The organism is Pseudomonas sp. FG-3G (genome assembly GCF_901007645.1).
Lineage (GTDB): Bacteria > Pseudomonadota > Gammaproteobacteria > Pseudomonadales > Pseudomonadaceae > Aquipseudomonas > Aquipseudomonas rhizophila.
Genome location: NZ_CAAKGZ010000044.1, coordinates 57687 through 70715 on the forward strand (window position 1 = coordinate 57687; position 13029 = coordinate 70715).

Sequence of the window (13029 nt, forward strand, 5' to 3'; positions counted from 1 at the left end):
CAGTTCTGACTATTGGCTGAAAGAGGAATTGCAGTGGCACAAAAAAAGGAAGAAGACGACAAGGTCCGTCTCGATAAATGGTTGTGGGCAGCGCGATTCTATAAAACCCGCGCCCTGGCCAAGACCGCCATCGAAAGCGGCAAGGTTCATCACCGGGGCGAACGTTGCAAGCCGGGCAAGGAGCCTCGCATCGGCGACGAATATGTCATTCGCGCCGGGTTCGACGAAAAAACCGTGGTTGTCCAAGCCCTGTCGATCGTGCGCCGCGGCGCGCCTGAAGCGCAGGCGCTGTATCGCGAGACCGAAGCCAGTATCGCCCGGCGCGAAACCGCAGCCGCCCAGCGCAAGGCCGGCGCCCTGGGGGTCAGCACCGATGGCAAGCCCAGCAAGAAGCAGCGTCGGGATCTGTTCAAGTTTCATGGCAGCAATAGCGAATAAAAGATCGGCAATTTAAGGCCGCAGTGCCTGTGGCTCGGATGCGCAGTCAGCCCCATCCCGTCCGACAAACCCTGGCCTTGCTTGGAACCCACCCGGAATGTCCATAAAATGCCCTTCATCCTTTGTCATCACCTCAGATACCAGACCCTATGACTGATTTGCCGGATACCGACTACACCCAACGCTTCATCTTCGATGACAGCGACACTCGTGGCGAACTGGTGGCGTTGGAGCGTAGCTACGCCGAAGTTCTTGCCAAGCATCCCTATCCGGAACCGGTCGCCCAACTGCTCGGTGAACTGATGGCGGCTGCGGCGCTGCTGGTCGGCACCTTGAAATTCGATGGCTTGCTGATTCTCCAGGCCCGTTCCGAAGGCCCGGTGCCATTGTTGATGATCGAATGCTCCAGCGAACGCGAGATCCGTGGCCTGGCCCGTTATCACGCCGAGCAGATCGCCCCCGACGCGACCCTGGCCGACATGATGCCCGATGGCGTGCTGGCGCTGACGGTCGATCCAACCCACGGCAAGCGCTACCAGGGTATTGTCGATCTCGATGGCACGTCTCTGGCTGAATGCTTCACCAACTACTTCGTCATGTCGCAACAGACCAACACTCGCTTCTGGCTCTATGCCGACGGGCGGCGTGCCCGTGGTTTGCTGCTGCAGCAGTTGCCCGCCGATCGCCTTCGCGACCCGCAAGAACGTGACGCCAGCTGGCAGCACATCACCGCTCTGGCCAGCACCCTGAGCGCCGATGAGCTACTGAGCCTGGACAACGAAACCGTGTTGCATCGTCTCTACCATCAAGAGCAGGTCCGCCTGTTCGACGTTCAGCCGTTGCGCTTCCAATGCAGCTGCTCTCGTGAACGTTCCGGCAATGCGCTGGTCAGTCTGGGTCTGGAAGATGCGCAGCAATTGGTGATCGAGCATGGTGGCGCCATCGAGATCGATTGCCAGTTTTGCAACGAGCGCTACCTGTTCGACGCTGCGGACATCGCCCAATTGTTCGCCGGTGCGGGTGTCGACACACCGTCAGATACTCGTCACTAAAACGGTTCAGCGCAGGTAAATCTCCTGGCAAACGCCGGATTTACGCCGTACTGACGGGAGGGCCCTACTTTTTTTGGGCTTTTCTGGCATAATCCGGCCCACTTTTTTCGGGTAGTAGTGCGCGACTTCCTACTACAAAACGTTTGGAGCACTCGGCCACAGGCCGACGGGGAATCTCATGACGCAAGCCAATAACGCCGTGTACACCGATCTGAGTGTCGATGATCTGGTCAAAGAAGCCCTCAGTCGCGGTGAAGGCGAGCTTGCCGATACTGGCGCGCTGGTTGTTCGCACCGGTCATCGTACCGGTCGTTCACCGGTTGACCGTTTCATCGTTGAAGAGCCGACCACCCAGGACGCCATTGCCTGGGGCCCGATCAACCGCAAGTTCCCGGCCGACAAGTTCGACGCCCTGTGGGACCGCGTAGCAGCCTATCTGGGCGAGCGTGAGCGTTTTGTCTCCCATGTTCATGTAGGTTCCGACCCTGCGCACTACCTGCCGGTCAAGATGACCACCGAGACTGCCTGGCACAACCTGTTCGGCCGCTGCCTGTTCATCAACCCCGAGCAGTACAACGCCGGTGGCAAGGATGAATGGCAGATCCTCAACGCGCCGAACTTCGTCTGCGAGCCTGAGCGCGACGGCACCAATTCCGACGGCACCGTGATCATCAACTTCGCGGCCAGGAAAGTACTGATCGCCGGCATGCGTTACGCCGGTGAAATGAAGAAAGCGCTGTTCTCCGTCCAGAACTTCCTGCTGCCAGCGGTTGACGTACTGCCTATGCACTGCGCCGCCAACATGGGCGAAGAGGGCGATGTAACCCTGTTCTTCGGCCTGTCGGGCACGGGCAAAACCACGCTGTCCGCCGATGAAAGCCGTTACCTGATCGGTGATGACGAGCACGGCTGGGGTGTTGGCGTGGTCTTCAACATTGAAGGCGGTTGCTATGCCAAGTGCATCGACCTGTCCGAGAAGAACGAGCCGGTTATCTGGAAAGCCATCCAGCACGGCGCCGTACTGGAAAACGTTGTCCTGGACCCGGTCACCAAGAAAGCCGATTACGCCGACGACAGCCTGACCCAGAACAGCCGCGCCGCCTACCCGCGTGAACTGATCGAAAAACGCGCACCGAAAAACCTCGGTGGCGAGCCAAACGCAGTGATCTTCCTGACTTGCGACCTGACCGGCGTACTGCCGCCGGTGTCGATCCTCAGTGAAGAACAAGCGGCCTACCACTTCCTGTCCGGTTACACCGCACTGGTGGGCTCGACTGAAATGGGTTCGGGCAGCGGCATCAAGTCGACGTTCTCCACCTGCTTCGGCGCTCCATTCTTCCCACGTCCTGCTGGTGAATACGCTGAGCTGCTGATCAAGCGTATCCGCGGCTTCGGCTCCAAGGTCTACCTGGTCAACACCGGCTGGACCGGCGGTGGCTACGGCGTCGGCAAGCGCTTCAACATCCCGACCACCCGTGCGGTGATCGCGGCAATTCAGAGCGGCGCGCTGATCGGTGCTGAAACCGAGCACCTGGACATCATCAACCTGGACGTGCCGCTTGCCGTTCCGGGCGTTGAGACTGGCCTGTTGAACCCACGCAACACCTGGACCGACAAGGCTGCGTACGACGAAGCCGCCAAGGCATTGGCCGGCTTGTTCATCGAGAACTTCAAGAAGTTTGAAGTGAGCGACGCGATCAAGGCGGCTGGACCGCAGTTGTAAGGCTTGGTGAGCGAATGAAAAAACCGCCCTTTTTCAGGGCGGTTTTTTTATGGACGGCTTTTGAGGGGGCGGATGCAATGCTGTGCTGCTCCCGGCTCGAAAGCAGCCATTATTCCACCTGGAATCACGGTAAACAGCCAGAATAATGCCACTTAATGCGTGCCGTTCGGCTACACCCCTTCCACTTCCTGCGTCTCCCAGCGCTGAGCCTTGATTGCTTTGTAGAGCATCCCAATGGTCAGTGGCACCTTGCTGCCACGGCCCTTGGCCCTGCGCTTTTGAAACACATCAAATCCTTCCGGCTGAAAGTAGCGGTACGCGTCGTAGTCAATGAGGTCGAGGGCGAACCGCTCCTCCAATGCTTCCATCAGATGCCGAGCGTCCGCGCCGTCACAGCCCAAGTCGAGATTGATGGCGGTGTCCAGACGGATTGTCTTGCGCTCCGGCAGGCCGATTTCTTCATGGAGCAGTTCCATGAGCTGGCGCATGGCGTGGTCGTCAGGAAAATCTGGGGCGAGGTACATGAAAAAATGTCCGGGGTGAGGGTGGCGTCTGTATAGGTGGAAAGTTTAGGGCGAAATCTTTGCCCGTTGGAAAAAGAAGAAATATCCCACGACCGTCTAGGAACTGTCCGGGAGGCTTCGACAGCCGCGAGCGGTAGCGGCCTCCTGATTCAGTCAGCCAGCGGTCCTGGGGCGCGTCGTGAGGCCGCCTCAAGGTCCATCAACCCTCTGCCGTAGGCTTCGCTGTTGGCGTAGATGCCAGTGCGGTTGGCTGTCGCCAGCAGATGTTCGCGCACTTGCTGTGCGTTGAGCTGCGGGTAGAGGCTTTGCAGCGCGGCCAGTGCGCCACTGACCAACGCGGCGGCTGGGGATGTGCCGGCGGTTTGCACGTAACGGCCATCCTTGCCCACGGTAAGCAGGCCTGCCTGTGGACCTGCGTCGCCGCCGGGTACGGCGATGCACCAGGCGGCTGCGACGCCGCAATAGTTGGATTTTCCATTGATGGTGCTGCCATCGTTTTTCAACGCCACGACCGCGATCCAGCCTTTCTCCAGTTCCGGCAACGCTGCCGGTAACCCAGGTTCGGCCAAGGGCTCGCGCTTGAGCTCATTGCCGGTCGGGAAGACAAATACGGCGCCGTCTTCCACCAGTTTTCGGGCAGCGGCCAGGGAGTCGGGCATCACCTGGTTGTAACGTGCTTCAGTGATTTCGGTGGCGGGGATGGCGTTGGCCCACGAGTTATTGAACAGGCGCGCGCCCTTGTCGAAACCGCTTTGCCAGGACTGTGCGATTTCGCTGTCGAAAAAAAACGGTTCGTTGTCGTCGCCGAAACGGAAGGGGATCAACCTGGCCTCAAACGCGATGCCATGCATGCCCTGGTCGTCCTTGTTGGCGGCGAGGATGCCGGCCATTTGCGTGCCGTGACCGACCCGGTCAAGGGTACCGGGACGGTTTTCGACATGGTCGAATCCGGGGTCACCCAGCCTGCCCTCGAACTCCGTCAGGCTGCTGTTCAGTCCAGAGTCAATCAGCGCCACGGTCACGTTCCGGCCGGTGCCACCCCGGGCATACAGAGCTGAGGCTTTGACGATGGCCAGACCTTGCTGGGCGCGGTATTCCGGTGTTTCGAACACGGTGGTTCGCATGTCGGGTTGTGCTGGAATGGTCAAGCAACCGGCCAGCAGTGAGGCCGACGTTAGCGCCAGGGTGCGTAGCGCGGAAAATGGATGTGACATGGTTCAGTCCTTGAGCGGAGTCTTGAGCGCCAGGCTTCCAGGCCTGTAACGCATGAGTGGATGGCGCACCTTACCTTGCAAGCGAAACGGGAACGAGGCATCAAAGTGCCTGGATTTGTATCGCCTCATGGCAAAGCACAAAGGCGCTGAGGCTGTATCATCCGGTATCGTTTTCCCCCCAAACCTTTTCTCGACTCCCTGCGCCGTCCGGCTAGGCTTTTGGCATCGCAGCAGTCAAGGAGTGACCGCCTATGCACAGCACCCTGGAACAGGTTTTCGGTTATCCGCAGTTTCGCCCCGGTCAGGAAGCTGCCGTCAGCGCAGTACTTGCCGGTCGGTCGGCAGCGGCCATTTTTCCTACCGGCTCGGGCAAGTCCCTGTGCTATCAATTGCCGGCCCTGCTATTACCGCATCTGACCCTGGTGGTCTCGCCGCTGCTGGCACTGATGCAGGACCAACTGGCGTTCCTGCATCGCCATGGCATTGCGGCGGCGAGTATCGATTCAGTCCAGCGTCGTGACGAAGCCAGCGAGGTCATGGCACGGGCCCGTTCGGGCGAGTTGAAGATTCTGATGATTTCGGTGGAGCGGCTGAAGAACGAGCGCTTTCGCAATTTCCTGCAGCAGGTACCGATCTCGTTGCTGGTGGTAGATGAGGCCCACTGCATCTCCGAATGGGGGCATAACTTTCGTCCCGACTACCTCAAGCTCCCCGACTACCAGCGTCAGTTCGACATTCCCCAGGTGTTGCTGTTGACGGCCACCGCAACGCCCAAAGTCATCGCGGACATGCAGGCGAAGTTCGCCATCGCCCCCGACGATGTGGTCACCACCGGCTTCTATCGACCTAACCTCAACCTGCTGGTGGAACCGGTGCGCGGCGCGGATAAACGGCGGCGACTGGTGCAATGGCTGGGCGAGCGAGCCGGGCAGCCGAGCATCGTCTATGTCACCTTGCAGCGAACCGCCGAGCAGATTGCCGAGCACTTGAGCCAGCATGGAATTGGGGCCGAGGCTTATCACGCCGGCTTACCTCATGAACAACGCGAAGCCATTCAGCGACGGTTCATGGGCGGGCAGTGCAATTGCATCGTTGCGACCATCGCCTTCGGCATGGGTATCGACAAGAGTGATATCCGCAACGTGGCGCATTTCGACCTGCCTAAATCCATCGAGAACTACAGCCAGGAGATCGGCCGGGCGGGGCGTGATGGGTTGCCGTCCGATTGTCTGGTCCTGGCCAACCGTGACAGCCTCAATGTGCTGGAAAACTTTGTTTATGGTGATACGCCGGAGCTGATGGGTATTCGGTGCGTGCTTGATGAGTTGAAGGCCGCAGCGGCCGATGGGCAATGGGAGTTTTTGCTGGGGCCGCTGGCGGACAAGAGCAACATCCGGCAACTGCCGCTCAAGACGCTGCTGGTGCAATTGGAACTGCGCCGGCTGATCGCGCCGCGTTATGCCTATTTCGCGGAGTATCGCTTCAAGTTTCTGATCGAGCCGCAGGCATTGCTCGAGCACTTCGAAGGTGAGCGTCAGGCGTTCGTCTCGGCCATCATCCAGACCTCCAGCCGTGCTCGTACCTGGGCCACGGTGGATTTCGACGGGATGTACCAGCTGTATCACGCCGAGCGGAACCGCGTGGTCAAGGCGCTGGATTACTTTCAGGAAAAGGGCTGGGTCGAGCTGGAAAGCAAACAGATGACCGAGGTGTATAACGTGCTTGAAGCAGGGTTCGACGTTCAGGCGCTGAGCGCCGAGTTGCACGACTATTTCACCCGGCACGAGCGTGGGGAGATCGCGCGGATCCACGCGATGCTCGAACTGTTCGCCACCGATCATTGCCTCGGTTATCGGTTGGCCCAGTATTTCGGCGATGAAAGTGCACCGCAGCGCTGTGGTCATTGTTCGGTGTGCCATGGACACGTTGCCCGTCTGCCGGAGCCACCACCATTACCAGTACTGGTGGACAGAGACTTCAACGCGCTGTGTGGCGACTTTATCAACAGGCACGAGCAGCATACCGGCAGTGCCCCCTCTGCGGAGCGGGTGACCCGGTTCCTCTGCGGCATCAGCGTGCCGTTGTTCACCAAGCTGAAGGCACGGACGATTCCAGGATATGCGCAGCTGGAGGATTACCCGTACGCCGAAGTTCGCCACTGGGTTCAAGCGGCTTTGTAATCCGCATCCATCCGATGAATGCCCGCCATCACACGAATAAATTTCAAAAATATTCTGCGGCTGACTAAGGTGAGGGCTGTCTTTGGATCGCCAACAAGAGAGCAAACATGAGCCAGACACCCTTCGATATTCAGCGCGCCGCCGTAGTCGGTGCAGGCACTATGGGGCGGGGCATCGTGATGTGCCTGGCCAACGCCGGCGTGACGGTGCAGTGGGTCGACAACAACCCGCAGATGCTGGAACAGGCGTTAGCTGCCGTGGCCGATACTTATGCCCACAACGTGCGCCAGGGCCGTATCGACCAGGGTGAAGCCGATGCCCGAATCGCCAGGGTGACGCGGGCAGATGACTACGCGGCGATCCGCAATGTGGATCTGGTCATCGAGGCGGTTTACGAGAACCTTGAGCTCAAGCAGAAGATCTTCCGCGAGCTGGACGGCTTGCTCAAGCCGCAAGCCATTCTGGCGAGCAACACCTCGGCGCTGGACATCGATGCGATTGCCGCCGTCACCCGCCGCCCCACCCAGGTGTTGGGTCTGCACTTCTTCAGCCCGGCGCACATCATGAAGTTGCTGGAAATCGTTCGTGGTGCGCAAACCTCCAAAGCGGTGCTGGACGCAGCCCTGGTATTGGGCAAGCGCATGGGCAAGGTCAGCGTGGTGTCGGGCAATTGCCACGGGTTCATCGGCAATCGGATGCTTCACCCCTATGTGCTGGAGGCGCGCAAGATGCTGCTGGAAGGGGCGTTTCCCCATCAGGTTGACGCGGCATTGCAGGGTTTCGGCTTCGCCATGGGGCCGTTTCGCATGTACGACGTCGTCGGCATCGACCTGGAGTGGCGCGCTCGGGAACTGGCGGGCAAAGGTCAGGATGCACCCGAGGTGCAAGTGGACAACCGTTTGTGCGAACTGGGTCGGTTCGGCCAGAAAAGCGGCAACGGGTACTATCACTACGAAGCCGGCAGTCGCCAGGCCGAGCATGATGTAGAGGTCGATGCGCTGGTGCAGCGAGTCAGTGAAACGTTGGGTTTTCAGCGTCGCGAGATCGGCCCCGAGGAAGTCCTCGAGCGTTGCTTGCTGGCGCTGGTCAATGAGGGCGCGAAAATCCTGCAGGAAGGTATTGCCGAGTCGGCTCATGACATCGACCTGGTGTATCTCAACGGCTACGGCTTCCCCGCGGACAAGGGCGGCCCGATGGCCTGGGCCGACCATCAGGGACTTGAAGACATCCATGCACGGCTGCTGGAACTCGAAACGAAGCAGGGGGACCACTGGAAGCCCGCGCGTCTGATCGGGGAGCTGGCGGCCCAGGGCAAGGGATTCGCACAACACCAGGCCTCAAAATCCTGAACAACGCATGAACCATTGAGCAACCGTAAAGGACACCTGATGCCCCAACGTAGCGAATACCCGCACCTGCAACCGATCACCACACGCTGGCACGACAACGACGTGTACGGTCACGTCAACAACGTGACTTATTACAGTTTTTTCGACACGGCGGTGAACACTTATCTGATCGAGGTCGGCGGCCTCGATATCCACGATGGGGAGGTGGTGGGGTTCGTGGTGAGTTCGGCTTGCGACTACTTTGCCTCGATCGCCTTTCCCGACCGGATTGAAATCGGTCTGCGGGTGGGGAAGCTGGGCAGCAGTTCAGTGCAGTATGAGCTGGCGGTGTTCAAGGCGGGGGAGGAGGAGGCCTGCGCGGCGGGGCGCTTTGTGCATGTTTTTGTGGAGCGGTCTTCGAATCGGCCAGTGGCGATTCCGGATCGGTTGCGCGCCGCTTTGGAACGGCTGGTGATTTAAGCGAAAAATCGCAGTCTCCTGTCAGACGCTTGAGAAGCGCTGACGAAGACTGCGATTTTCTATCGACTACTGGTTAGAGCCAGTGATCAATCGTCGTGATAGCGATGTTTGTGCTTGTGCTTGCGATGCCCATAGGCATGGCCACGACCTGGATGGCCGTCACGGTAGTAACGGCGATCACCACGGCGACCGTCATAACGACGATCGTCGTCATCGTCCTTGCCCATATAGTTGCCCAGTGCACCGCCAGCGCCGCCGCCTGCTGCTGCACCGATCAGGCTGCCGGTGGTGCCGCCTACGCTACGGCCGACCACGTTACCGCCGGCTGCGCCCAGCGCACCGCCAATCGCTGCTTCGCCGCGGCTGCGTTTGTCCGCACCGACCGCACTGCCACCCGCGCCACCCAAGGCTGCGCCGATGGTGGACCCGGTGTTGCCGCCCAAGGACTGGCCGACCACAGAACCCAGAACCCCGCCCAATGCGCCGCCCACGCCTGCTTCGGTGGTGCCACCGGCAGAGGCTGCGCCACTGATCAGGCCAAGGGACAACAAGAGAATCGAGGAGAACTTCATAGAGGAGCCTCAAAGGGATGACGGCGCGATCCTGAGGCTGGCTTCGCTTGGTTACAATCGAAATCCGACGAGTAACACGACTTGTGCACAATTCGATAAGTTATTGTTTTTTGGGCGGAACTTAACAGATTTTCGCCGGTCTTTAGCTACTTCGGACAGGCCGTTTTCTATGGAAAACGGCTTTTTTGTGGGCGATTGAAAAGCAGGATTGTGGGGAGCCAAGCCTTGCTCCCACACAACCTAATCTCCTGGCACGTTGTGTCAGGCCGACTTGGCCAGAATCAGCCCATTCTCGCTCGCTGCTTCCAGACGGATCGCCACGAATTTCGAAGTCGGGGTATGGCTGCCGTCGCCGGTGCTCTCCAACGGCACCAACGGATTCACTTCAGGGTAATAGGCGGCGGCCTGTCCGGCGGGAATGTCGAATGCCAACAGGGTAAAGCCTTTGACCCGTCGCTCGCGGCCGTCATCCCAGAGCGAGACGATGTCGGCCTTCTGCCCAGGTTTGAAGCCCAGTCGAATGATGTCCGCTTCGTTGACGAACAACACGTCACGCTGGCCCTTCACGCCGCGATAGCGGTCATCGAGGCCATAGATGGTGGTGTTGTACTGATCGTGGGAGCGCATGGACTGCATGATCAGGTCAGGCAACTGCCCGGTGGCGCGGGTGCGTTCATGCACCAGGTCGGTCGGCAGCCGGTTGGGCTTGAAGTTGGCGCGGCCTGAGGCGGTGTTCCAGCGACGTGCACCGGCGCTGTTGCCCAGATAGAAGCCGCCGGGGTTCTGGAGCTTTTCGTTGAAGTCTTTGAACCCCGGGATGGTATCGGCGATCAGGTCGCGGATGCGGTTGTAGTCCGCCACCAGCCAGTTCCAGTCCACCGGATGGTGGCCCAGTGTGGCGGCGGCGATGCCGGCAATGATCCAGGGCTCGGAACGCATCTGGTTCGACAGCGGCTGCAATTGGCCATTGGATGCATGGACCATGCTGAAGGAGTCCTCCACGGTCACCGCTTGTGCGCCTTCGACTTGCAGGTCGATGTCGGTACGGCCCAGGCACGGTAGGATCAGCGCCTCTTTTCCATGAGCCAGATGGCTGCGGTTGAGCTTGGTGCTGATCTGCACAGTCAGGTCGCAATTGCCCAAGGCCTGGAACGTCCGATCACTGTCCGGGGTGGCCTGAGCGAAGTTGCCGCCCAGAGCGATGAAGACCTTCGCCCGGCCGTCAGCCATGGCGTGGATCGCTTCGACCACGTTGTGGCCATTCTCGCGCGGCACCTTGAACTGGAAGCGACGCTCCAGCGAGTCAAGGAACGCCGCCGGCGGACGCTCGTTGATGCCCATGGTCCGGTCGCCCTGCACGTTACTGTGGCCGCGAACCGGGCACAGACCGGCGCCCGGCCGGCCGATGTTGCCGCGCAGCAGCATCAGGTTGGCGATTTCCTGGATGGTCGCCACCGAATGGCGGTGTTGGGTGATGCCCATCGCCCAGCACATGATCACGTTCTTGCTGATGGCGTACATGCGCGCCGCTTGTTCGATCTCGACCAGAGTCAAGCCCGACTGCTCAACGATCTGCTCCCATGGAGTGTCATCGACCACGGCCAGGTAATCCAGTACGTCGATGCTGTGTTCGTTCAGAAACGCGTGGTCGAACACTGCAGCAGCGCCGGTGTTTTGCGCCTCACGTTCCCATTGCAGCAGGAACTTGGCCATGCCCCGCAGCACGGCCATGTCGCCACCCAGGGCTGGACGGAAATAGGCGGAGTTGGTCGGTTTATCCCCGTTGGTAAGCATTTCGATCGGGTTTTGCGGGTGCTGGAAACGCTCCAGGCCACGCTCCTTGAGCGGGTTGATGCACACCACCTGGGCGCCGCGTTTCACTGCTTCGCGCAGCGGTTCGAGCATGCGTGGATGGTTGGTGCCTGGGTTCTGGCCCCAGACGAAAATCGCGTCGGCGTGCTCGAAATCGTCGAAAGTCACGGTGCCTTTGCCTACGCCGACACTCTGGGACAGCGCCACGCCACTGGCTTCATGGCACATGTTCGAGCAGTCGGGGAAGTTGTTGGTGCCGTAGGCGCGCACGAACAACTGATAAAGGTAGGCTGCTTCGTTGCTGGCCCGGCCCGAGGTATAGAACTCAGCCTGGTTCGGGCTGGAGAGCCCCTGCAAGTGTTTGCCGATCAGGGCAAATGCCGCTTCCCAACTGATGGGTTTGTAGCGGTCGGTTTCGGCGTCGTAGCTCAGTGGCTCGGTCAGGCGCCCCTGGTATTCCAGCCAATAGTCGCTCTGCTCCAGCAGCGACGTCACACTGTGTTTGGCGAAGAATGCGCCATCGACACGGCGCTTGGTCGCTTCCCAGTTCACGGCTTTGGCGCCGTTCTCGCAGAACTTGACCATGCCGCTTTCCGGCGAGTCTCCCCAGGCACAGCCTGGGCAGTCAAAGCCGCCGTTCTGGTTGGTCTTGAGCATCATGCGCAGGTTCTTCAGCGCATTGTCGCTGGTCAGCCAGGCCTGGGCGACGCTGATCAGCGCGCCCCAACCACCGGCCGGGCCCTTGTAGGGCTTGTAGCGCGGTACGGGTTTCTGATCGGCTTGTTGATGATTGCTCACGCTTGATTCTCCATCGCAGGGCTATAGACCCGCGGCGCACTTTTCTGCGGCAGGTGGATGAGATTGAGGTTGTGCTGGCGGGCCCACTGCACGGCAAGGCCGGTGGGTGACGACAGGCTGACCAGGGTCTGGATGCCGGCGCGCAACACCTTCTGGATCAATTCGAGGCTGCAACGACTGGTGACGATCGCCACGCCTCCGTTCACCGGGATCTGTTGCCGGATCAGCGCGCCGATCAGTTTGTCGAGCGCGTTGTGCCGGCCGATATCTTCGCGTCCCAGCAGCAATTGGCCTTGGGCGTTCATGAACAGGGCCGCGTGGACCGCGCCGCAATGCTGGCCCAGGGGCTGGAACTGGCCGATGCGTTGACGCAGGTCTTCGAGCCACTGGGCCGGTGGCAGTGGCGTGCCGGGCAGTGCCTTGAGGTTCGGTAATGCCTGCTCCACCGCTTCCACCCCGCAAAGCCCGCAGCCACTGGTGCCGGCCAGTTGTCGGCGTTGTTGCTTGAGGTTCCAGAAGGCGCGGTTGGCGATGGTTACCTGGGCGTATTGCGCAGACCCGTCGCCGCTCAGTTGCACGTCATAGATGTCCGCAGGGTGTTCAATGATGCCGCTGCCTAGGCTGAAGCCGACGATGAAGTCTTCAAGGTCAGACGGCGTGACCAGCATGACGGCCTGACTGATGCCGTTATAGGCGATCGCCAGCGCCACTTCCTCGGCCAGCGCGGTGCTGTCCGATTGGGAATGGTCCAGGTTGCAGTAGCGATAGCTCTGGCTGGCGGCTGGCGCGGGTATTTTCTCCGCAGGCGCAGAACAGACCGGAGGCTTGTCGTTCATAGGCATCACTGACAGTGGGAATAGTGATAAGACTAAATGCGGCAATCTGCCACGTCTAATCGCTATTACTGA

Annotated in this window: 11 protein-coding genes; 6 read left to right on the plus strand and 5 right to left on the minus strand. The window is 60.2% G+C overall.

The window, feature by feature from the left end; translation table 11 throughout:
* Positions 1 to 33: 33 nt before the first annotated feature.
* The 3 genes from PSEUDOMOFG3G_RS25240 (at position 34) to PSEUDOMOFG3G_RS25250 (ending at position 3213) form a co-directional block, all read left to right on the plus strand.
* Entirely contained in the window at positions 34 to 438 is a 405-nt protein-coding gene (locus tag PSEUDOMOFG3G_RS25240) for an RNA-binding S4 domain-containing protein (RefSeq protein ID WP_139048810.1), read from the plus strand.
* Positions 439 to 587: 149 nt separating this feature from the next.
* A complete protein-coding gene (hslO, locus tag PSEUDOMOFG3G_RS25245) occupies positions 588 to 1490 on the plus strand; it encodes an Hsp33 family molecular chaperone HslO (RefSeq protein WP_047226845.1) in 903 nt (300 codons plus the stop codon).
* Positions 1491 to 1668: 178 nt separating this feature from the next.
* Complete coding sequence (locus tag PSEUDOMOFG3G_RS25250) at positions 1669 to 3213, plus strand: phosphoenolpyruvate carboxykinase (RefSeq protein ID WP_047226846.1); 1545 nt, start codon at positions 1669 to 1671, stop codon at positions 3211 to 3213.
* Positions 3214 to 3383: 170 nt separating this feature from the next.
* On the opposite strand, the gene PSEUDOMOFG3G_RS25255 is transcribed toward PSEUDOMOFG3G_RS25250, so the two are convergent.
* The gene (locus PSEUDOMOFG3G_RS25255; RefSeq protein WP_047226847.1) at positions 3384 to 3737 is read right to left on the minus strand and encodes a DUF1493 family protein; all 354 of its coding nucleotides are present in this window, start codon (positions 3735 to 3737) and stop codon (positions 3384 to 3386) included.
* Positions 3738 to 3886: 149 nt separating this feature from the next.
* A complete protein-coding gene (locus PSEUDOMOFG3G_RS25260) occupies positions 3887 to 4951 on the minus strand; it encodes a S8 family peptidase (protein WP_139048811.1) in 1065 nt (354 codons plus the stop codon).
* 251 nt (positions 4952 to 5202) lie between these two features.
* Between PSEUDOMOFG3G_RS25260 and PSEUDOMOFG3G_RS25265 the strand changes: the two genes are divergently transcribed.
* From PSEUDOMOFG3G_RS25265 to PSEUDOMOFG3G_RS25275, 3 genes are all read left to right on the plus strand, one after another.
* The gene (locus PSEUDOMOFG3G_RS25265; RefSeq protein ID WP_139048812.1) at positions 5203 to 7131 is read left to right on the plus strand and encodes an ATP-dependent DNA helicase RecQ; all 1929 of its coding nucleotides are present in this window, start codon (positions 5203 to 5205) and stop codon (positions 7129 to 7131) included.
* Positions 7132 to 7238: 107 nt separating this feature from the next.
* The gene (locus PSEUDOMOFG3G_RS25270) at positions 7239 to 8480 is read left to right on the plus strand and encodes a 3-hydroxyacyl-CoA dehydrogenase (RefSeq protein ID WP_047226850.1); all 1242 of its coding nucleotides are present in this window, start codon (positions 7239 to 7241) and stop codon (positions 8478 to 8480) included.
* A gap of 39 nt (positions 8481 to 8519) precedes the next feature.
* The gene (locus PSEUDOMOFG3G_RS25275; protein WP_047226851.1) at positions 8520 to 8939 is read left to right on the plus strand and encodes a thioesterase family protein; all 420 of its coding nucleotides are present in this window, start codon (positions 8520 to 8522) and stop codon (positions 8937 to 8939) included.
* 86 nt (positions 8940 to 9025) lie between these two features.
* Here the strand turns inward: PSEUDOMOFG3G_RS25275 and PSEUDOMOFG3G_RS25280 are convergent, their stop codons facing one another.
* The 3 genes from PSEUDOMOFG3G_RS25280 to fdhD form a co-directional block, all read right to left on the minus strand.
* Entirely contained in the window at positions 9026 to 9511 is a 486-nt protein-coding gene (locus PSEUDOMOFG3G_RS25280) for a glycine zipper domain-containing protein (protein WP_047226852.1), read from the minus strand.
* A gap of 261 nt (positions 9512 to 9772) precedes the next feature.
* Entirely contained in the window at positions 9773 to 12121 is a 2349-nt protein-coding gene (locus PSEUDOMOFG3G_RS25285; RefSeq protein WP_047226853.1) for an FdhF/YdeP family oxidoreductase, read from the minus strand.
* A complete protein-coding gene (fdhD, locus tag PSEUDOMOFG3G_RS25290) occupies positions 12118 to 12957 on the minus strand; it encodes a formate dehydrogenase accessory sulfurtransferase FdhD (protein WP_139048813.1) in 840 nt (279 codons plus the stop codon). The genes PSEUDOMOFG3G_RS25285 and fdhD overlap by 4 nt, the downstream gene beginning before the upstream one ends.
* Positions 12958 to 13029 lie beyond the last annotated feature (72 nt).

Coding starts and splice junctions, on each gene's coding strand:
- PSEUDOMOFG3G_RS25275 (WP_047226851.1), top strand. CDS start 8,520: ATGCCCCAACGTAGCGAATACCCGCACCTGCAACCGATCACCACACGC.
- PSEUDOMOFG3G_RS25255 (WP_047226847.1), bottom strand. CDS start 3,737: ATGTACCTCGCCCCAGATTTTCCTGACGACCACGCCATGCGCCAGCTC.
- hslO (WP_047226845.1), top strand. CDS start 588: ATGACTGATTTGCCGGATACCGACTACACCCAACGCTTCATCTTCGAT.
- PSEUDOMOFG3G_RS25270 (WP_047226850.1), top strand. CDS start 7,239: ATGAGCCAGACACCCTTCGATATTCAGCGCGCCGCCGTAGTCGGTGCA.
- PSEUDOMOFG3G_RS25265 (WP_139048812.1), top strand. CDS start 5,203: ATGCACAGCACCCTGGAACAGGTTTTCGGTTATCCGCAGTTTCGCCCC.
- fdhD (WP_139048813.1), bottom strand. CDS start 12,957: ATGAACGACAAGCCTCCGGTCTGTTCTGCGCCTGCGGAGAAAATACCC.
- PSEUDOMOFG3G_RS25250 (WP_047226846.1), top strand. CDS start 1,669: ATGACGCAAGCCAATAACGCCGTGTACACCGATCTGAGTGTCGATGAT.
- PSEUDOMOFG3G_RS25260 (WP_139048811.1), bottom strand. CDS start 4,951: ATGTCACATCCATTTTCCGCGCTACGCACCCTGGCGCTAACGTCGGCC.
- PSEUDOMOFG3G_RS25280 (WP_047226852.1), bottom strand. CDS start 9,511: ATGAAGTTCTCCTCGATTCTCTTGTTGTCCCTTGGCCTGATCAGTGGC.